At 72.8% G+C, this 18,965-nt stretch carries 22 protein-coding genes and 1 pseudogene; 12 read left to right on the plus strand and 11 right to left on the minus strand.

Features of this window, described 5'->3' with window-relative positions:
* Both AB0K00_RS41450 and AB0K00_RS41455 read left to right on the plus strand, forming a co-directional pair.
* On the plus strand, nt 1-1,041 hold a 1,041-nt coding region (locus AB0K00_RS41450; protein ID WP_363532947.1), incomplete at its 5' end, for a hypothetical protein.
* Nucleotides 1,038-1,184, plus strand: a pseudogene (locus AB0K00_RS41455) (carbohydrate ABC transporter permease); the annotation flags it as partial. The gene AB0K00_RS41450 and the pseudogene AB0K00_RS41455, both read left to right, overlap by 4 nt.
* Here AB0K00_RS41455 and AB0K00_RS41460 read toward each other — a convergent pair.
* Nucleotides 1,174-1,317, minus strand: coding sequence for a hypothetical protein (locus AB0K00_RS41460; RefSeq protein ID WP_363532950.1), 144 nt, complete (start codon nt 1,315-1,317; stop codon nt 1,174-1,176). The pseudogene AB0K00_RS41455 and the gene AB0K00_RS41460 overlap by 11 nt on opposite strands.
* A 40-nt stretch (nt 1,318-1,357) precedes the next feature.
* Between AB0K00_RS41460 and AB0K00_RS41465 the strand changes: the two genes are divergently transcribed.
* Nucleotides 1,358-1,561 (plus strand): hypothetical protein, encoded by a 204-nt coding sequence (locus AB0K00_RS41465; protein WP_363532953.1) that lies wholly within the window; start codon nt 1,358-1,360, stop codon nt 1,559-1,561.
* A 5-nt stretch (nt 1,562-1,566) separates the two neighbouring features.
* Here AB0K00_RS41465 and AB0K00_RS41470 read toward each other — a convergent pair whose 3' ends face one another.
* The gene (locus AB0K00_RS41470; protein ID WP_363532956.1) at nt 1,567-2,541 is read right to left on the minus strand and encodes a helix-turn-helix domain-containing protein; all 975 of its coding nucleotides are present in this window, start codon (nt 2,539-2,541) and stop codon (nt 1,567-1,569) included.
* 122 nt (nt 2,542-2,663) lie between these two features.
* Between AB0K00_RS41470 and AB0K00_RS41475 the strand changes: the two genes are divergently transcribed.
* Complete coding sequence (locus AB0K00_RS41475; RefSeq protein WP_363532959.1) at nt 2,664-3,500, plus strand: alpha/beta hydrolase; 837 nt, start codon at nt 2,664-2,666, stop codon at nt 3,498-3,500.
* 55 nt (nt 3,501-3,555) lie between these two features.
* Here the strand turns inward: AB0K00_RS41475 and AB0K00_RS41480 are convergent, their stop codons facing one another.
* Complete coding sequence (locus tag AB0K00_RS41480; protein WP_363532962.1) at nt 3,556-5,046, minus strand: arabinofuranosidase catalytic domain-containing protein; 1,491 nt, start codon at nt 5,044-5,046, stop codon at nt 3,556-3,558.
* Nucleotides 5,047-5,513: 467 nt separating this feature from the next.
* Between AB0K00_RS41480 and AB0K00_RS41485 the strand changes: the two genes are divergently transcribed.
* The gene (locus AB0K00_RS41485) at nt 5,514-6,257 is read left to right on the plus strand and encodes a hypothetical protein (RefSeq protein WP_363532965.1); all 744 of its coding nucleotides are present in this window, start codon (nt 5,514-5,516) and stop codon (nt 6,255-6,257) included.
* Nucleotides 6,258-6,271: 14 nt separating this feature from the next.
* Here AB0K00_RS41485 and AB0K00_RS41490 read toward each other — a convergent pair whose 3' ends face one another.
* The gene (locus AB0K00_RS41490) at nt 6,272-6,802 is read right to left on the minus strand and encodes a TetR/AcrR family transcriptional regulator (protein ID WP_363532968.1); all 531 of its coding nucleotides are present in this window, start codon (nt 6,800-6,802) and stop codon (nt 6,272-6,274) included.
* On the opposite strand from AB0K00_RS41490, the gene AB0K00_RS41495 reads away from it, so the two are divergent.
* Nucleotides 6,744-7,424, plus strand: a complete 681-nt coding sequence (locus AB0K00_RS41495) for an SDR family oxidoreductase (protein WP_363532971.1) — start codon at nt 6,744-6,746, stop codon at nt 7,422-7,424. The genes AB0K00_RS41490 and AB0K00_RS41495 overlap by 59 nt on opposite strands.
* Before the next feature lie 13 nt (nt 7,425-7,437).
* Here AB0K00_RS41495 and AB0K00_RS41500 read toward each other — a convergent pair whose 3' ends face one another.
* Nucleotides 7,438-8,616 (minus strand): serine hydrolase domain-containing protein, encoded by a 1,179-nt coding sequence (locus tag AB0K00_RS41500; protein WP_363532974.1) that lies wholly within the window; start codon nt 8,614-8,616, stop codon nt 7,438-7,440.
* A 111-nt stretch (nt 8,617-8,727) separates the two neighbouring features.
* Between AB0K00_RS41500 and AB0K00_RS41505 the strand changes: the two genes are divergently transcribed.
* Together AB0K00_RS41505 and AB0K00_RS41510 are read left to right on the plus strand one after the other, a co-directional pair.
* Nucleotides 8,728-9,906 carry a histidine kinase gene (locus AB0K00_RS41505; protein ID WP_363532977.1) on the plus strand — a complete coding sequence of 393 codons (1,179 nt, stop codon included), beginning with the start codon at nt 8,728-8,730 and terminating at the stop codon, nt 9,904-9,906.
* A complete protein-coding gene (locus tag AB0K00_RS41510) occupies nt 9,897-10,550 on the plus strand; it encodes a response regulator transcription factor (protein ID WP_363532980.1) in 654 nt (217 codons plus the stop codon). The genes AB0K00_RS41505 and AB0K00_RS41510 overlap by 10 nt, the downstream gene beginning before the upstream one ends.
* A gap of 7 nt (nt 10,551-10,557) precedes the next feature.
* Here AB0K00_RS41510 and AB0K00_RS41515 read toward each other — a convergent pair whose 3' ends face one another.
* Complete coding sequence (locus tag AB0K00_RS41515) at nt 10,558-10,950, minus strand: hypothetical protein (RefSeq protein WP_363532983.1); 393 nt, start codon at nt 10,948-10,950, stop codon at nt 10,558-10,560.
* Nucleotides 10,951-11,235: 285 nt separating this feature from the next.
* Between AB0K00_RS41515 and AB0K00_RS41520 the strand changes: the two genes are divergently transcribed.
* Complete coding sequence (locus tag AB0K00_RS41520; RefSeq protein ID WP_363532986.1) at nt 11,236-12,444, plus strand: DUF1996 domain-containing protein; 1,209 nt, start codon at nt 11,236-11,238, stop codon at nt 12,442-12,444.
* Between the two features lie 10 nt (nt 12,445-12,454).
* Here AB0K00_RS41520 and AB0K00_RS41525 read toward each other — a convergent pair whose 3' ends face one another.
* Entirely contained in the window at nt 12,455-13,057 is a 603-nt protein-coding gene (locus tag AB0K00_RS41525) for a TetR/AcrR family transcriptional regulator (RefSeq protein ID WP_363532989.1), read from the minus strand.
* 94 nt (nt 13,058-13,151) lie between these two features.
* Here AB0K00_RS41525 and AB0K00_RS41530 point away from each other — a divergent pair, with 94 nt between their 5' ends.
* Complete coding sequence (locus AB0K00_RS41530) at nt 13,152-13,556, plus strand: heme-binding protein (protein WP_363532992.1); 405 nt, start codon at nt 13,152-13,154, stop codon at nt 13,554-13,556.
* Nucleotides 13,557-13,570: 14 nt separating this feature from the next.
* Nucleotides 13,571-13,996: a VOC family protein gene (locus AB0K00_RS41535; protein WP_363532995.1), complete on the plus strand. Its 426-nt coding sequence runs from the start codon at nt 13,571-13,573 to the stop codon at nt 13,994-13,996.
* On the opposite strand, the gene AB0K00_RS41540 is transcribed toward AB0K00_RS41535, so the two are convergent.
* From AB0K00_RS41540 to AB0K00_RS41555, 4 genes are all read right to left on the minus strand, one after another.
* A complete protein-coding gene (locus tag AB0K00_RS41540; protein WP_363532998.1) occupies nt 13,971-14,453 on the minus strand; it encodes a GNAT family N-acetyltransferase in 483 nt (160 codons plus the stop codon). The genes AB0K00_RS41535 and AB0K00_RS41540 overlap by 26 nt on opposite strands.
* Before the next feature lie 43 nt (nt 14,454-14,496).
* Nucleotides 14,497-16,239 (minus strand): TerD family protein, encoded by a 1,743-nt coding sequence (locus AB0K00_RS41545; protein WP_363533001.1) that lies wholly within the window; start codon nt 16,237-16,239, stop codon nt 14,497-14,499.
* A 166-nt stretch (nt 16,240-16,405) separates the two neighbouring features.
* The gene (locus AB0K00_RS41550; protein WP_363533004.1) at nt 16,406-17,173 is read right to left on the minus strand and encodes a class I SAM-dependent methyltransferase; all 768 of its coding nucleotides are present in this window, start codon (nt 17,171-17,173) and stop codon (nt 16,406-16,408) included.
* Nucleotides 17,174-17,181: 8 nt separating this feature from the next.
* On the minus strand, nt 17,182-18,279 hold the full coding sequence (locus tag AB0K00_RS41555; protein WP_363533007.1) for a hypothetical protein: 1,098 nt from the start codon (nt 18,277-18,279) through the stop codon (nt 17,182-17,184).
* A 112-nt stretch (nt 18,280-18,391) separates the two neighbouring features.
* On the opposite strand from AB0K00_RS41555, the gene AB0K00_RS41560 reads away from it, so the two are divergent.
* Complete coding sequence (locus AB0K00_RS41560) at nt 18,392-18,874, plus strand: hypothetical protein (protein ID WP_363533010.1); 483 nt, start codon at nt 18,392-18,394, stop codon at nt 18,872-18,874.
* Nucleotides 18,875-18,965 lie beyond the last annotated feature (91 nt).

Here is an 18,965-nt window from a genome sequence, read left to right on the forward strand (position 1 = left end):
GCCGCGACGTCCGCCGATGCGGCCGGCTGGCGGGTTCCGCCGCACCGGCCCGGCACCGCAGGGCTGCGGACCCTGCGCCGGGCCGCCGCCGCGGTAGCCGCCGTCATCGTCCTCGCCGCCGCGGGGTACGCCATCCAACACCAGTCGAACGCCGGCCGCTCAGGCGACGACGGCAGCCGGCAACCCGGCAGCACGACGGCAGCGGGCGCCGGCAAGCCGCCAAGGGCGCAGTCGATCACCGTGTCCCAGGTCGTCTGGTACGCGGCGGCCAAGTTCACGTTCGGCGCGGTGACCTACCAGCCGCCGGCAAGCGCGTTCGACGACGGCACGCTGACGGCGGACGTCAAGGTGGAGAACCTGTCGACCAGGCGGCTGGAGCGCGGCATCTACGCCACGTACGGCAGCGGCGGCCAGCAGTACACCAAGGGTCAGCTCTTCGACGCCGGGCAGGTGCCCGCGAAGGCGACGTCCCCGGGCCGGTTCCGCTTCAGCATCGACCCGGACAAGGTCGGCGACCTCAAGGCCGGCACCATCACCATCGGCGAGGGCACCGAGGCGATGGCCGTCGTCCCGCTCGGGGCGCAGGCGCCGGCCACCACGTTCGAGCCGCGCGAGCTGCTGCCGGCCGTGTCGAAGACGGTCGGCAAGCTCCAGTTCGACGGGCTGTCGTGCACGCTGCGCGCCGACCTGCTCGACGGTGACGGCGTCGCCGACGCCCACAGCCAGGTCAAGGACGGCTACCGGTACGTCGCCTGCCGGTTCGACGTGCGGCCGCTGGGCAAGGTCGGCTACGGCGGGCAGGACCTGCGCCCGGTGAACTTCCGGCTCCAGCAGCCCGACGGCGACACTCTCGCCCCGGAGAGCCACACCACCAAGATTCTCGGTCAGGACCAGCGCGAACGGGACCTGTGGATCTGGTTCACGGTGAAGGCGCCGCCGCAGCCCGGCGCGTACGTGCTGCAGCTGCTGTACCTCGGCCCGTCCGGCAGGGACAACCCAACGCCGGAGAACACGGTCCCGATCGAGCTGAGGCTCGTCTGAACGCCCTCGCAGGAGCGCACTCCCCGGACTACGCCGCCTCGATAGCGGGCGCGCTGATCGCGTCCCTGCCGACCCTGCTCGTCTACATCGTCCTCGGCCGCTGGTTCATCGGCGGACTGATGGCCGGCTCCGTCAAGAGCTGACCTGTCGCTTGGCCGGCCACCGGTTCGTCCAGCCGCCCGCCGGGCTCTCCAGCCCGGTGTCGGCGTCCAGGACCTCCGCGCACCGGGCCACGCACACCGCGCAGATGATCAGCCCGTCCCGGGCGCCGACCATGTGAACGTCCCGGTTGTGCCGGTCGCACAAGGAGCACGTGATGTCGCGGAAGCCGGCCTCAGCACCGCCGGACTCGTTCGCCATCATCGAACTCTACGGCGTGTTCGGCTCGTTCGGCCTGAGCACCACCGCAAGATCGCGCCGGTGCACCGCAAAGGGCTTCCTGGCAAACGCGTACGCCGCCGTGACCGCGGGCCAGGCGGTGGGGTACGACCGGTCGCCGTGGCGTAGCTCGTCCGGCTGACCGGCTCAGGTCGGGTGCGTGCGGGCGGCTTGATGCAGGGCGCGCCATTCGCGTGGGGTCATGCCGTAGGCGGCGCGGAACGCCTTGCTGAAGTGGGTCGGGTCGGTGAAGCCCCAGCGGCGGGCGACGGCGCCGACCGTCGACGTGGCGAACGCCGGGTCCGCCAGGCTGCGGCGGGTGCCCTCGAGGCGGCGGTGGCGGACCCAGTCGCCGAACCGGATGCCGTCGCGCTGCAGGACCCGGTGCAGGTAGCGGACCGAGATGTGCAGCCGGGCGGCCACGGTCGTCGGTGACAGCGCCGGGTCGGCCAGGTGGGCGTGCATGTCGGCGATGATCCGGGCGGAGAGCGTGCTGTGCAACGGGTCGCGGCTGAGCTGGTCGTCGCCGAGTTGGACGGTCACCGCGGCGCGGATCAGCTCGACCGTCGGCGCGGCGACCGCCGCACGGTGGGTGCCGCCGAGGATGGCCGGATCGTCGGCGAGCCGGGCCAGGTAGCCGGCGGTCAGCGCGGCGAGGGGGTTGCCGGCGCCGATGCGCACCGCGCTGGCGTCGCGGATCGCGGCGTCGGGCAGGGCCAGGGCCGCGCGCGGGATGCGGAAGAACGTCGCGTCGATGCCGTCCTCGAACAGCAGTGTGTACGGCGAGCCGGTGTCGTACACCGCGAAATCGCCGGGCCGCAGGACTGCCTCCCTGCCATGCTGCACGACGATGCTGGTGCCGGAGCGTTGCAGGCCGACGAAGACGACCGGGTCGCTGTCCTGGCGGGCCAGCCGCGGGGTGCGCTGGATCGTGGAGGCGGTCGCCCGTGTCGCGCACACGCCGAGGTCGCCGGCCTGGCCGAGCGCCAGCGACACCGACATGTCCGCGACGGGCACGCGGTGGTCGATGTCGACCCTGACGACGCTGTCCCAGACGAGGGTGCGCACCGCCTCCGCCCGGTCGCGGGGGGCGAGCGCAGTGGTGTCGAGGGTCGCCTGCACCGGTCCACGGTGCCACGCGCAGGTCAACGACGACAACGACGTCCCGGAACTGGCCCCGGATCACCACGAGGTGTGCGCGCGACGCCAACTCCTGCAGCCCCGTGCGGGCATAGGCTGCGATCATGAGTCCCACCAGCGACCTCGCACAGATCGAGGCGGCCAACGCCGGCGGCCGCCCGCCGGTCGTCTTCATCCACGGCCTGTGGCTGCTGCCCAGCAGTTGGCAGCGGTGGGTCGACGCGTTCACCGAGGCCGGATACGCGCCGATCGTCCCCGGCTGGCCCGATGACCCCGACACCGTCGAGCAGGCCAATGCCCATCCGGAGGTGTTCGCTGGCAAGAGCGTCGGCCAGGTCGCCGACCACTTCTGCGACCTCATCGGCAAGCTGGAGCGCCGGCCGGCCGTCATCGGGCATTCGTTCGGGGGCCTCATCACCCAGATCACCGCCGGGCGCGGGCTGTCCGCGGCGTCGGTCGCGGTCGACCCGGCCCCGTTCCGCGGGGTGCTGCCGCTGCCGATCTCGTCGCTGCGCTCGGCCAGTGCCGTGCTCGGCAACCCGGCGAACTACCACCGGGCGGTGCCGCTGACCTATGAGCAGTTCCGGTATGCGTTCGCCAACGCCGTCACCGACGACGAAGCGCGGGAGCTGTACACGACGTTCGCCGTGCCGGCGCCGGGGGAGCCGCTGTTCCAGGCCGCGGCGGCGAACCTCAACCCGTGGACCGAGGTGAAGGTCGACACCGACAACCCGGACCGCGGCCCGCTGCTGATCATCTCCGGTGAGAAGGACCACACCGTGCCGTGGGCCATCGCGAACGCCTCGTACAAGCAGCAGAAGGACAATCCGGGCGTCACCGAGATCGTCGAGATCCCGGGCCGGGGACACTCGCTGACCATCGACGGCGGCTGGCGCGAGGTTTGCGACACGGCGCTGACCTTCGTGCAGCGGTTCCACTGAGAAGCTGACCCACCACGCTGTGGCGCGGCCGGGCCGCCGCGCCACAGCGTGCGCGTTACGCGGCGATCTGCCAGAGCTGGCAGGTGTTGTTCAGCCACATCCAGAGCTGCACCTTGGTGCCGTTGGCGGTGCCGCAGTTCTGGTCGTCCAGGACCATGCCGCTGTTCTCGACCACCAGCTCGTACCGGCCGTTGCCCGCGGGGATGACGGCCCACTGCTGGCAGGTGTTGCCCAGCGACTGCCACAGGTTGGTGGCCGTGCCGAGGGCGAGCCCGCAGTTGACCGCGTCGAGGACCTTGTTCGCGTTGACGTTCGTGACGGTCCACTTGTTCGCGCCGACGCTGTTGAAGCGCCACTGCTGGCACGTGTTGCCCAGCGACTGCCACACGTCGATCTGGGTACCGTTGGCGGTGCCGCAGTTGACGGCGTCCAGGACCTTGCCGCTGGCGAGGTTCGTCAGCCGGTAGGTGGCGCCGTTGACCGGGAACGTGACGCTCTTGCTGTAGCCGACGGCCACGACGTTGGCCTGCACGGCGTTCTCGGTGGCGTCGCTGGGGTAGCCACTGGTCATGACGCCCTCGAAGAAGGAGCCGACGGACCCGTTGCTGTTGTCGCCGCCGATGCCCAGGATGATGGCGCCCTGCTTGGTCATCGGCCGGTAGCCGGACTGGGTGGGCAGCCCGCCGTTGTAGCGGGTCGCGAGGCCGCCGGACTGCGCGTTGCCGTCCTTGATGGCGTACGTGGTGGTGCCGTTGTTCTTCAGCATCGCGGTCACGAACGCGCTGTTGCGGCCGGTGTTCGCCGTCCAGGAGCCGTTGCCGCCGGCGAACAGCCCGTTCTCCAGGTCCGCGGCGACCCGTGGCCCGCCCGCGCACGGCGAGAACCAGCACAGCGTGCCGAAGTAGATGGCGTCCATGTCACCGTTGCCGGTGTCCAGGTTGTTGGTCTCGGCGTTGCCGTAGTCGAAGCAGCAGCGGTTGTTGACGTGCGTGCCCTCGGTCACCATGTACATGCCTTCGGGCTGGCTGCCCGTGGCGATGCCGTTCGTCGCGTTGTTGCGGTATCCGTTGCCGGCCGAGATGTACACGCCGTAGACCTTGTGCCCGCCCGCGGTCACCGGCAGCGCCGCCGCGTTCGCGCCCTGGTCGGCGGTGGGGTTGGCGCCGCCGCCGGGTGCGATGGTGAGGTCGTTGTGCCGCGACGTCTGGTCGTAGATGCGCACGATCGTGCAGTACGTACCGTTGCAGAAGGAGTCCTGCGCCGCCGCGTTGGCGTAGCCGCCGGCGCTGAGCACGCCGATGTTCGCCGTCGCCCCGTCGGACCAGCGCCGCACCTGGTAGAGCGAGCCGTTGTACGCGCCGAAGAGCGCCCGGGTGGTGCTGTGCGCGGCGACGCACGGGGTGCCGCCGCTCGCGTAGATGTCGCAGGACAGCGTGCCGGCCGCCTGCGCCGTGCTCGGCAGGGCGACCAGCGCCGCCGCGACGAGCGTCGTGGCGGCGGCAGCGACGATCGTCCGTCGCAGCGGCCGCAAAGACCAGAGATCCATGGTGCGCCTTTCGGGGGGTGTGCGGCAGCGCGGCACGTGGCGGGGACACGCTGCCAGCGAGGCGGATGTTAGCGTTCACATTTGGATCGCGCGTCATCGGGGCATGAAGCGCCAGGTACCCGCTGCATGGCGGTGCTGTCGGAACTCCCGGCGGGGGCGGCCGCCTGTTGGATGAGTGTTATCGCTCACATAGATGATGTCAAGTGTGTCCGGACCTGCCCTCCGCTGGTCCCGCCCATGTCCCGCGGGCCCGATGGCGCAGGACATGGCGTCGCGTCCGGTCGTCGCCGTTGCCGGCCAGGTCGAGCGGGAGACCGGCCGCCCCATCGAATGGATGCAGATCGACGCCTGAGCGCCCGCCGGGAAATACCACCGCAGCCGGCGGAGAGTCGGCCATCCGACCGGGTCCGCGCGATCTTTTCGGTACGCTCAGCGCCCGCTGTCCGAAGTCCTGAGAGGTGCTGCGCGTGGAGGTCTGGATCATCGCGGTGGTCGTCGGTGCGGTGCTGCTCGCCGTCGGCGTCACCGTGGTCGTAGCGCGCGCCAACCTCCGGGCGGCGGCGCCCGGCGGCGCGTCCGGCGGGTTCGGGCTGTTCTCGCAAGGTGCCCTGCTCAATGGGTTCGCGGCCGACTGGGAACGGGAGCGGGCCCTCATGGTCGTCGTGCTCCGCGAGGACCTGCAGGCGCTGCGCGACCGGCCGGCCACGGCGGCGAGTCAGGAGGCCACCGCGCAGGTGCGGGCCGCCGAGCGGGCCGTGGACCTGTTCGCCGCCAACGAGAGCTGGGCCGACAACATGCGTGCCGCCACCACCGCGATGGGCCGCGCCAACCGCGCCGCCGCCGGCACCGACGAGCCGGCCTGCCTGTTCAGCCCGGTGCACGGACCCGCCGCCGCGGAGGTCGAGTGGGCGCCCGGCAGCGGCGGCGCGCGGCGCAGGGTCCCGGTGTGCGCCGAGGACGCCGCCCGGCTGCGCGCCGGCGACCCGCCGCTGGTCCGGATGGTGCAGACCGACGAGGGCATCGTGCCCTACTACGCCGCCCACGGGCGGTACGTGGACTGGCTGCTCGGCTGGTACGACGGGCTCGACCCGTACCTGACCGCCCGGCTGCTGGCCGGGACCCCCATCGGCGGCCACCTGCCCGGCCGGATCCGCGCGATCCACGGCACCGCCAGCGACCCGCTCGGCGAGTTCGGCAGCATCCACGACTGACAGCCGCGCCGGCGTCAGGGGTGTCCGGCCGCAGCGTGGTCCAGGGCGGCCATCGCGCAGGTGATGACCGTCTGCAGATCCGCGCGGGTGGCGCCGTCGCGGGCGTACAGGGCCATGCCCTGCAGGACGGTCATCGCGTACGTGGCCAGCGCCGCGGCGTCGGTCTGTGCGGGCAGGTCGCCGTCGGCCAGGCCCCGGCGCAGCCTGGCCAGGATCGCGGCGTGCATGTCCTGGCGCCGGTCGGCGAGGAACGCCTGCAGGTCCGGGTTCTTGCCGCTGCCGGCCACCGAGGCGAGGACGACCATGCAACCGGGCGGCGTCGCGGGGTCGGTGAAGGCGTCGGCGTTGGCGCCGAGCATGGCGCCGATCGCCTCGCGGGCGGTCGGCGCCGACTCCATCGCGTGCCGCGGCGGCATACCGTACGTCGCCGCGTACAACTCGACCGCCTGCCGGAACAGCTGCTCCTTGGAGCCGAAGCAGGCGTAGATGCTGGGCGCCGCGGTTGCGCAACGCCTCGCCGACGACGGCGCGACGGTCGCGTTCACGTACGCCACCGCCGCCGACGCCGCCCAGGCGCTCGCCGAGCGCATCGGGCGGGCCCTGCCCATCCATGCCGACCTGCAGGACCCGCGGGCCGCGTCCGGCGCCGTCGACACCACGGTCTCCCGGTTCGGCCGCATCGACATCCTCATCAACAACGCGGCCCACTTCGCCCGCGGCGAGCTGGACCGGATCACCCTCGAGCAGGTGGACCGGACCCTCGCGGTCAATGTGCGGGCGGTGTTCCTCACCTGCCAGGCGGCGGCGCGGCACATGGGCGAGGGCGGCCGCATCATCACCATCGGCACCTGCGTCACCGAACGCGTGCCCGGCCCGGGCATGACCCTGTTCACCATGAGCAAGTCCGCGCTGACCGGCCTCACCAAGGGCCTCGCCCGCGACCTCGGGCCGCGCGGCATCACCGCCACCGTCATCCACCCCGGCCCGATCGACACCCACGCCAATCCCGCCGACGGTCCCCAGGCCGCCGCGTTCAGCGGCCACACCGCCCTCGGCCGCTACGGCACCACCGACGACATCGCCGCCACGGTCGCGCATCTGGCGGGCGAGGGCGGCCGCTACATCACCGGCGCCGCGTTCAGCGTCGACGGTGGGTTCGCGGCCTGAACCCCCGGGCGAGCTACGGGCGGGCGCAGAGCGCGTTGTGGACCAGGGTGTCGGCCGTGTGCTGCTGCTGGAGCAGATGATCGAACGAGTCACCGAGGGCGGTCGACATGGACACCATGGCGCTGCGGCGGCCGTCGGCAGTGACACCGGTGACGGTGATGTAGCCGGCGTCGCCGCCGTCATGGCCCCAGTAGAAGCCGCCGCACGGCAGCGGGCGCTGGACCAGACCGAGCCCGTACCGGCCGCCGGGCCAGACCAGCTCGACGTCGGCGCTGACCGGCATGGTGCGCCGCATCTCCGCCAGCTGCGCCGGTCGCAGCAGCTTGCCGCTCAGCAGCGCGCGGAAGAACCGGTCGAGATCCGCGGTGGTGGACACAATGCTGTCGGGATCCCCCGGTACCTGCGACGTGACGTCGACGAGCTCACCGGTCGGGAACAGCTCGTATGCGTTGGCGTGCGGGCGTGGCAGGGACGGCGAGACGCCCGGCCAGGTGGTGTCGCGCAGGCCGAGCGGGCGGACGATCCGGTCGGTGATCTCCTGCCGCAGCGACCGGCCGGTGACCCGCTCGATGAGCATGCCGGCGAGGAGGAAGCCCGTGTTGGAGTACGCCCAGGCGGTGCCGGGCGCGAAGTCCGGCTGGTGGTGCATCGCCCGCGCGACGAGTTCCTCCCGTGTGTGCACGTCGTAGCGCTGCTCCAGGTACTCCGCGGGCGAGGTGTAGCCGGGCAGGTCGTCGTGCAGGCCGCTGGTGTTCTGCAGGAGATGCCGCACCGTGATCAGGCGGCCGTCGTTGCCGTTGCCCTGGATCACGCCGGGCAGCCACCGCTCGACGGTGTCGTCCAGGGACAGCCGGTGCTCGCCGACCAGCTGCAGGGCCACGACGGCGGTGAAGGACTTGCGGGTGCTCGCGATCCGGAACCGCCCGTCGGACGGCACCGGCCGGCCGGAGCCGACGTCGGCGACGCCGCTGGTGGCGACGATCCGGCGGCCGCCCGCCGTGGTCACCTGGACCTGGACGCCGGTCACGCCAAGGGCACGGATCGCGCCGGTGTCCCGTTGCAACCGGTCCGAAGTGGAGCCCGCCGCCCAGGTCGGCTGGACGGCGCCGCCCACGACGGCCAGGGTCGCGAGTCCCACGGCCACGGAGATGCTGATGCGCCGGCGTCTGCTGGAGGTGTACGTCGTTGTCATGGCCCCGACGCTAGGATTCGGGCCGCGCGGCACCGATACAGCCGGCTGCCCGAAATGGACTACAGCCCGCTGTAGTGCGGTCGACGGCCGGCGTGCGCCACAGTGGACGGTGTGACGGTGCGGGCGTGGCGGGCATGGCGGGGCGCGATCTACCTCCTGAAGTCGCTGCTGTCCGGGATCGCTACCGTCCTGGCGCTGCCCGTGCTGGTGCACCCGCGGCTGGCCCGCAGCTGGGCGGACCTGCACCGGCGGCGGGCCGGCGCGCTGCTCGGCGTGCTGCCGGCACCCCGTCCGGCGGCGACCGCGACGGTACGCGCCGCCTGGGCCGACCCGGGCAGCCGCCGGGACCTGCTGTGGCTGCCGGTACACGCGGCGACCGGCGTCACGTCCGGCCTCGCGGCGCTGCTGTGCCTGGGCAACGTGGTGGTCGCCGCGGTCGCCGTGCCGCTGTGGTGGGCGTTCGAGTGGGACGAGCGACCCCGGCTGTTCATCGACGTGCCGGTCCCGGACTGGACGACCGCGCTCACCCTCGGGCCGCTGCAGATCGTCCTGCTCGTCGCGCTGGCGTGCCTGGTCCTCCCGCCGGTCGCCCGCGGGCACGCCCGGCTCTGCCTCGCGGTGCTCACCCCGTCCACTGTGGAGCAGCTCACCGACCGGGTCGCGGTGCTGACCCGGACCCGCGCGGACGTGCTCGACGCGCACGGCGCCGAACTGCGCCGGATCGAACGGGACCTGCACGACGGCACGCAGGCCCGGCTCGTGGCGATCGCGATGCGGCTGGCCGTGGCCCGGCGGAAACTGTCCGGGGACCCGGCCGACCTGCGGTTCGTGGCGGGCCTGTTGCGCGAGGCCCACGAGGGCACCGAGGAGGCGATGACGGAACTGCGCGAGGTCATCCGGACCGTGTACCCGCCGATCCTCGCCGACCGCGGCCTCGCCGGCGCGTTACACGCGGTGACGGCCCGCTGCGTGGTGGCGACCACATTGGACCTCGGCGAGCTCGGACGGGTACCGGCGGCGGTGGAGGCCGTGGTCTACTTCGCCGTCGCCGAAGCCCTCACGAACACCGTCAAGCACAGCCACGCGACCGCGGCGGCGGTCACGGTCACCCGCGCCGGGGACCGCCTGACCGTGGTCATCGCCGACAACGGCACCGGGGGAGCGGACGACCGGCGCGGCACCGGCCTGGTCGGGCTGCGCCGCCGCGTCCTCGCGCTGGACGGCGCGGTCGACGTCGACAGCCCGCCCGGCGGGCCGACGACCATCACCCTGGAGCTGCCGTGCGGATAGTGATCGCCGAGGACAACGTCCTGCTCGCCTCCGGGCTGGAGCTGCTGCTCACCAGCGAGGGGTTCGAGGTCGCCGCCATCGCCGGCACCGCGGCGGCGTTCCTCACCGCGGTGCGCGACCACCGCCCCGACGTCACCATCGTCGACGTGCGGCTGCCACCGTCGTTCCGCGACGAAGGCATCCGCGCCGCGCTGCAGGCCCGCCGCGAACAACCCCACCTGCCGGTCCTGGTGCTGTCGCAGTACGTCGAGCAGCAGTACGCCGCCGAACTGCTGTCCAGCACCACCGCCGGCGTCGGCTACCTGCTGAAGGACCGGGTGAGCCGGATCGACACGTTCGTCGACGCGCTGCACCGGGTCGCGGCCGGCGGCACCGTGATGGACCCCGAGGTGGTCGCGCAACTGCTCGCCCGCCGCGCCGGCGACCCGATCGACGCCCTCACCCCACGCGAACGCGAGGTGCTCGCGCTGATGGCCCAGGGCCACGACAACCGCACCATCGCCGCCGACCTCGTCATCACCGACAACGCGGTGCACAAGCACATCGGCAACATCTTCGCCAAGCTCGGCCTCGCCGTCACCGACACCGGCCACCGCCGCGTCCTGGCGGTGCTGAGCTACCTCAACGGCACGGGCACCGCCTGACGCCGGGTCAGGCGAGGAGCCGCTCCGCCGTGTCGAACGCCGCCTCGCCGACGGTGTGGTGCGCGGCGAAAAACCCGTTCACGTCGCCGCCGGCCGGTCCACATGCCGAGACACCGCGGATGTCGCTGTACACGCAGACGATCCGGCGGCCGTCCGCCAGGCCGTGCAGCGCCTCGCACCGCCGCCACAGGTTGCCGAGCCGGCGCGCGGCGGCCGCATTGTCGGTGTAGATGCCGCCCCATCCGACCTGCATGAGGACGGCGAGGTTGCCGTGCACCAGGTGGTAGTTGACGGCGTAGGAGTTGGTGCCGTGGCCGGCGTGGCTCACGGCGGCGTAGTCGGGTGCGCGTCCGGCGAGGACGTCGGCCAGGAACCCCGGTTCGAACAGATACATCAGCATCGGATCGATGTCACGCGTGCTCCAGCACCATGGCTGAGGTGTGCGCAGCGCGGGCCGAAAGGGCTCGGGGACCGGCGGAACAGGCAGCCCGCTCGCCGTGAATCGCGTCACCAGTTCGTCCCACACCGACCCGTCTGTCTGCACGCGACCATTGTGCGGGTCGCCGGGTGTCTTTCCCAGGCCTTAAGCGCGGATTAGGAACCTTCCGGGCGCCGGTGGACTGCGCCTACCATACCGGCGGCCGTGATCGTCCGATCGGCTTGCCGTGCCCGCTGGGGAGTGTCCGTGTCGTACAGCTCGTTCCACGAACCCGACGCGGACCCGACGCCGCGTCCCGGCCTGCTGGGACGGCTCGCCCGGGGCAGGCGGGGCATGGTGGCCGGGGCGGCCGTCGCCGCGATCGTCGTCGCGGTCGTGGCCGTGTACCTCGCCGACGCGTCCGCCGGGCCCGAACCGTCGAATGTGGACAACGCCGCCGGTTACACCGCACCGCCGGCCGGGCAGGCGCAGGCCGGTGCGGCGGCCGGTGTGTCCGCGACCGGTTCCGCCTCGGCCGCGCCGTCGGCCTCCGCGGCGTCGTCGGCCGCCGCCACGCAGAAGGCCGCCGTTGGCGGTTGGATCCCGGTCGACCGCGCGGCCTGGAAGGCGCAGTCCGACGCGTACAAGGCCCTCGCCGTCGACCCGGTCCCGGCTGGGGTGGGCAACCTGCCGGAGTTCCGGGCGGACTGCCAGTACAGCCACTCCCTGGCCGACGACCCGATCGTCTTCCCCGGCCTCGCGGGCTCCTCGCACATGCACTCCTTCGTCGGCAACAAGGCCGTCAACGCCAACACCACGGCCGGCGACCTGACGAAGTTCACGGCCACCACGTGCAAGCCCGTCCTGGACCATTCCTCGTACTGGGTGCCGACGCTCTACGACATCGCCTCCGGCAAGCCGGTGGAGACCACGGGGTTCCGGGTCTACTACCGGTCGCTCCGGAGCACCTCGACCGGCATGATGCCGATCCCCAACGGCCTGCGCATCATCGCCGGCGACGCCAAGAAGCAGCAGCCGACCCCGCGCGGCTCGACCGGCCAGTTCTACTGCGCCTTCTACGGCCCCGGCGACCTCGACGGCGTCGCCCGCAGCAGCAACGGCAACTGGCCCATCTGCGGCGAGCCCGCCACGCTGCACTTCATGCTGCAGTTCCCGGATTGCTGGGACGGCGAGCACCTGGACAGCCCCAACCACAAGGACCACATGGCGTTCGGCTCCGGCAGCGGCTGCCCGTCCAGCCACCCGGTGCGGATCCCGGCGATCACCTTCGACATCCAGTACGGGGCGAAGGGCACCCCGCAGGGCTACTACCTCTCCTCCGACAAGGAGGGCAAGAGTGCCTCGTCGATGCACGGCGACGCGTTCGTGGTGTGGGACGTCACCACCATGAACAAGCGCACCAAGAACTGCGTCGCGCAGCGCCGGACCTGCGACAACAACGGCTACCAGAAGTAACGCCGTCCGTTCACAGCCCGACGAGGCCGGCGAGGAACCGGTCGACCTGCTCGGCCAGCGGCGGCCACGGCAGGCCGGGCTCGTTGATGCGCAGCGACAGCGTGCCGACGACCGCGGCGCGCAGGTCGAGCGCGACGGTCAGCGCGTCGCCGGCCGGAGCCTGTCCCGCGTCCATGCATTCCTGCACGGCGGCGACGGTGCCGGCGAGCACCGCCTCCTTGAACGGCATGCCCGGTTGCCGGCTGACCTCGCTCTCGTGCATCACCTTGTAGAGCCCGGGGTTCGCCTGCGCCCACGCCGCCTGCGCCAGGATGCGGGCCCGCAGCCGCGCCGCCGGGTCCTTGTGCCGGCCCGCGGCCTCGGTGGCGGCCCGCAGCATGTCCTCGTGGCAGCGCTGCATGGCGGCGAGGACCAGCGCGCCACGGTCCGGGAAGTACAGGTACACCGACGTCGGTGAGATCGACAGCGCCCTGGCGATCGCTCGCAGCGACATCGTCTCGTCCTCGGCGAGCTCGTCGAGCATCCGCACCGCCGCCGTGACGATCTCCTCCCGCAGCCGCTCGCCCTGGCCGCGGGCGTTCGGGCGGCGAGGGCCGGCGGGGGCGCTGTCCATGGCCAGATCATCCCAGCCGCGGGTACTTGCGCCCACCGGTACCCAAGGAATACGGTCGTCCATGCAAGGACAGCTGTCCACTCATGGAGGAACGATGCCGGTCACCCTCGAAGAGGCGCACGAACTCATCGCCCGCGCGCACCGCCGCGCCGGTGAGCTGGGCAGCCACGTCACGGTCGCGATCGTCGACGAGGGCGGTCACCTGCAGGCGCTCGGCCGCATGGACGGCGCCCCGCCGCTGTCGGCGCAGCTCGCCACGGGCAAGGCGGCCAGCGTTGCCCTCATCCGCCGCGACGGCGCGGCGCTGCGCGACATGCAGCAGGCCTGGCCCGCCCTGTTCGGCCAGCTGGACCAGGTGGCCGGCCGGCCGATCCTGGCCGGTGCCGGCTCGCTGCTGATCCGCCGCGCCGACACGGTCCTGGGCGCCATCGCGGTCAGCGGCGGCCAGCCCCAGCACGACGACGAGTGCGCCGAGGCGGGCCTGCGCGGCCTCGAGTAGAGGACCATCGAAGGATGCGGCTTCGGATGGAACTGTTCGTCGTGGACCTGGACGCCAGCGTCGCCTTCTACCGTGACGTGCTCGGGTTCCGGGTGGAGCGACGTGCCGACGACTACGTGAGCCTGGTCTGTGGCCTCGTCGTGCTCGGCCTCGGCCCGATCGCCAAGCTGCCCGAGACGGGTGCCGGTCCGGGCTTCACCCGGCAGCGGCTGGCCCGCGACAAGGGCGCCGGCGTCGAGATCGTCCTGGAGGTCGACGGGCTGGACGAGCTGCGAGCCCTCCACGAGCACTGCCGGCGGCACGCGGCGGTCGCCGAGCCGCTCCAGCTGCGGCCATGGGGGCTGCACGACTTCCGGCTCGCCGACCCGGACGGCTACTACCTGCGCGTCACCCACGGCAACGCCGCGCTGCCGGTCACGGCAGCGGCCGGCGAAGGATGAAGTTGAGGCCGAACTCGGTCTCGCTGGTGCGCACGTCGACGTAGCCGAGCCGCTGGTAGAACCGGTGCGCGCTGATGCTCGCGCCGGTCTCCATGAAGCCGTGCCCCTCGGCGGCGGCCAGGCTCTCGATGTGCCGCATCAGGAGCCGCCCGATGCCGCGCCCCGCCAGGTCCGGCCGGACGAACATCGTGTAGACCTTGTTGCCGTCCCGGGAGACGGTGCCGGCGACCCCACCGGTGCCGGCGACCCGACCGGCCTCGGCTGTCCCGACGGCGTCGGCGACGAACATCTCCCGCTGCCCGGCAAGCGCCGCGATCCGGTCCGGGTCGAAGTGCGCGCACATCCGCTCGATGATCTCGGCCGGGTAGTCGCGACTGTTGACCTCCCGCAGGCACCGCCCGATGAGCCCCGCCACCGCGGGAGCGTCGCCCGCCTCGAACCGCCGGACCGTCGTCATCCGTCCATCCTGCCGCCCACCCCACCACGGACCAAAGCGGACCTCAGGAGTCGACGTCGATGCCGTAGTCGCGGGCGAGGCCGGCGAGTCCGTCCGCCCAGCCCTGCCCCACGGCACGGACGCGCCAGCCACCGTCGCGGCGGTACACCTCGATCGCCACCGCGGCGGTCTCGCTCGTCAGGCCCGCCAGCGGGAAGACGGCGACGACCTCGGCATCGGCGGTGACCACGACCCGCAGCCGGCGGACCCCGGCGAGCGCGGCGGCGCCGGACCCGTCGAGGCTGACGGCCACGACGACCTTCACGATGTCCGGCGGCAGGCGCGGCAGGTCCAGCGCGATGCTGTCCGTGGACGACGCCGCGCTCGGCTGGTCCCGGCCGGTCGCTCGCACGGCGCCGCCGGCCCCGACCGGCTGGTTGTAGAAGACCATCGCGTCCGGGTGCAGCACGCGCCCGTCGCCGCCGCACAGCAGCGCGCTCACGTCGAGATCCGCGCCGGCGGTCGCCGGGTCCCAGGCGAGCGTCACCGTGACCGGGGCCGTCGGCGCGGGCAGGTTCGCGCCCTTGGCCATCGGCGCGAGCGTGACGTCGTCGATGTGGAAAGCCGGTGGACCGGGCCGCTCGGCGACGTCGGCCAGCGTCTGGCCGCCCGCGTAGGCGGCACTGACGGCCGCCAGGACGGCGGCGAGTTCGGGTTCGTCGCTGAGGTTCAGCGCCGCGATCTCGAGGCTGGCGCCCTTGCGGGTCAGCCTCGCGTCCGGGGCGCGGAGCAGTTCCTCCACGGGGTCGACGGCGTTCCAGTTCCAGCCGGTGAGGCGCTGCCGTTGGAACCTGCCGGCGTACACCGCGCTCAGGTAGCCGGCCGGATCGGCAGCCGCCGGGTCCCGCCGGATGACGAGGACCTGAGCGTCCGTGACACCGGGCGCCACCGCGAATGCCTCCTTCACGGTGGCCAGGACCGTGGAGGCGAGCCATCGGGTGTACAGGTCGGCGCGGTCCTTCTTGGTCCGCTTCGCGCTCGACGGCGCGCCGGCGGCCGTCCGGGTCGGTTTGCGGTCCGGCGTACCGTCGGCGGTGCCGACCATCACGACCAGGCTGACCAGGGCACCCGCCGGCGTCGGCTCGCAGTTGATGCCGACCGCCTCGGACTCGTTGTCGGCGAACGCGGCCTCCAGCGCGTCGAGCACAGCGCCCGGATCGTTGTCGACCAGCGCCGTCCAGGCGGCCAGCTCCGTGGCCCGCTGCGCCTGGTAGGCGCCGGCACGGGCGGCCTGCTCCGCCGCGATCTCGGCGGCCAGCATCGACTGCGCCCGCCGCTTCGCCTCCCTCCGGCCGCTGAAGTCGAACCGGCCGAGCGCCGCGAGCTCGCGCTGTTCCAGCCAGGTGTACATTGCCGCCGCGTCGACGGGTTCGGGCCCGCCGTCCGGCGGTGCGACGGTCGTCGGGAACACCTCCGTGTGCAGTGACGTCAGCCGGTGCTCCAGTGCGACCAGGGCGTCGTATGCCTCTTCGGCCGCCTGCCGGCGAGCGTCGCGTTGCAGCTGTGCGATCTGCGCGCGGGTCGGGCCGCCGCCGGCCCGGCCACCGCCCGCCCGGCCACCGCCCGTGCTGCGTCGACGCCGCCCGCCCGCGCTGGTGTAGTAGCTGATCGGGCCGATCCCGGAGGAGAAGCCGGTCCGGCCGGCACCCACGTGCACCCGCGCGATCCGCGGCCCGATTCCCATCCGCAGGCCACGGCTCGACGCCGACAGCCGGATGCCCGGCGCCAGCCGGATACCGAATCCCATCTGGTCCTCCACCGCCCGGCATGCGCGCTGCCGGCTCGCCGCCAATCCTCGACCGGTAGCGAACCACGCTCCCGGCACCCGGTGCCCGCGAAACCGGTGACCCTGCCCGCACAGCCGACGGCAACCCACCCGAACCTCGGCGTGCCGGCGCCGACCGGGGGAGGCGTCAGCGGGACGCGGTGATCAGGACGCTGTGCTTGCGGATGCGATAGCTGCCGGCGGCGTCGATCTGAGACTGGACGAGGGCGTGGGCGGCCGCGTGCTGCCCGGGGGTGAGGGGCTCGTCGGTCATGCTGCTGAGGTACGCGACGATCGGTTCGGCGGTGGGGATGTCGAGGTCGCAGTGGTAGCGCTCGACGGTGACGCCGGTGAAGCAGCAGGCGACCTGGGCGGGTCCCGTCTCGGCGCTGAAGTCGTTGTTGGCGGCATCGAGCATGAGTTCGGGGCGCCCGATGGCGGGTCCGATGGCGTCGAGCTCGTCGAGGTGGTCGGTGCCGTTGGTGGCGACGGCGAGCCGGCCGCCGGGGCGCAGCACCCGGGCGAACTCGCGCAGCGCGACGGCCGGGTCGTCGAGGTGATACAGCATGTGGTTGGCGACCACGGTGTCGAAGCCGGCGTCGGGGAACGGCAGGTGGGCCGCGTCGCACCGCAGGACGCGGGCGCCGGGGACGGTGCGCAGCTGCGCGCACATGGCAGGGGAGAAGTCGGTCAGGGTGAGGTTGAGCCCGCGGGCGGCGTGGTCGACGTGGGTCCACAGCTTGCCGGTGCCGGCGCCGACCTCGAGGACGTCGCCGGCGACGGGGAGCCGCTCGTCCAACCACGAGAACCAGTCCTGCGGGTTCGTGCCGTAGCCGTGCAGCGCGATGCGGGCGGTGAGGTTGGCGGTGGTGGTCGTGTACTGGCTGACGGCGTGCGCTTGGAACCGTGTGTCCATCGCGGGTCTCAGCAGGTGAGGTCGAGGTCGAGGACCGCGACGTCGGTCGGGCCGACGAACACCACGGTGCCGAAGTAGTCGCCCTCGTCCTCGAGGTCGTCGTCGTCCACCCCGTTCACCGGCAGGTAGCCGGCGCACAGCAGCTGCGGCGGGCCGTCGGGGCCGGCGGTCCGCGCCAGGAGCAGGTCGAGCAGGTCCCGGTACAGGTGCCGGGTGAGATGCTCCGGCGGGACGTGCGGCCACTCCTCGATGCCGCTCCAGCTGCCGTCGAACAGGTCGAGCAGGGAGCTGCGGACGATGGTGTACAGGCCGCTGTCGAGCTCCTCGGCGGTGACGGGCCGCAGCTGGGGTGCCTCGTCGGGTTCGTCCTCGCGGGTGCGGGTCCACCAGTCGGTGGCCGCGGCGAGCGGGTCGGCGGCGCCGCGCGGGCCGGCCCAGACCCGGAACGTCACGGGGTTGTTGTTGTTCACCCAGAGCTGGGTGCTGAGCAGGGTGATGAGGCACGCGAGCCGGGTGCGCAGGGCGGCGTCGGCGCCGTCGGCCGCGACGACCGGCGGCGGTTCGGTGGTGGGTGCCGGTGCCACGGTCAGGCGCAGGGTCCGTCCGTCGGAGTCGCGCAGGATCAGGTGCAGCTCGTCGCCGCCGGTGGAGACGCGCAGCAGGTCCGTGTACGGGCCGGTCAACAGCCCGGCGAGGTGCGCGACCAGGGCGTGGCCGCGCGGGTCGGTCACCGGGATCCGGTCGCTGAGCAGGGCGATCAGTTCGGCGGCCACCTCCGCCGGCGGGCGGGTGGCCTCATACGGGCGGTTGACGCCGGGCTGGACCAGGCCGATGAGCACGCTCGCCGACGCCGGCTGCACGGAGAAGCCACCGATGGCGGCGACGTCGGTCGGCGACGGGGGCTGTGACCACGGCTGGACGGTGCGCTCGGGTGCGGTGCCGATGGCGCATTCGCCGCGCCAGCCGGGTGTGCCGTCACGGGTCCAGTCCGCGAGCAGCCACACCGCCGCGACCACCGCCGCCTGCGCGGACGTCGCCCGACCGTCCAGCGGCGGCGGCACCGGCTGCCGATGCCAGCTGTCCGCGTACCCTGCCGTCCGGTCCAAACCCGTCCACCTCCACGGCTGCGATGCCCGGGACAGTCTGCCACGCGGGACAGATGGGAAACGCCCCCGAATGGCATAGTGGCCAACCATGGTGGGCGAGCGGGGTCCCGACGTGAGCGTGGGACACGGGCGGCCGGCGCGGACGTTGGCGCTGGCGGCGCTGCGCGGACTCGCGATCGGTGTCGCCAGCACCGTCGCGGCCGCCGCGGTGGCCTTCGCGATCATCGCGCTGGTCAAGGCCGACGACGCGCCCTGCGACAGCGACCTGGCCTGCCTGCCGGACCTGGGACCGTTGATCCTGGCGGTCCTGGCCATCCCGGTCGCGGTCGCGGTGACGGGACCGCTGGTCGCCCGCCTGCTCCGGGTGCCCAACCCGCCGCTGTTCGCGATCCCGGCCGCCTTCATGGTGGTGTGGGCGTGCGTGTCGCTCGGACCGGCCAGGAACATCCGCTGGCCGTTCAACGACCTCGTCAGCACCGTGCTGATCCTGTGGCTGCCGTACGTGCTGATCGCCGTGTGGGTTTCCCGGCGGGTGGTGGACGCGGGGCCGCCGCCGCGGACGACGCCCGTCGCACCGCCGGTCCCGAACGACTGAACCGGCACGGCGACTGAACCGGCACGGCGACGACGGCCGCCGCGCGGGGCGGGTGGGTTTCCAAGCCCCCCCGCGGCACCCCCCCGGAAAA

The organism is Dactylosporangium sp. NPDC049525, assembly GCF_040676755.1.
Lineage (GTDB): Bacteria > Actinomycetota > Actinomycetes > Mycobacteriales > Micromonosporaceae > Dactylosporangium.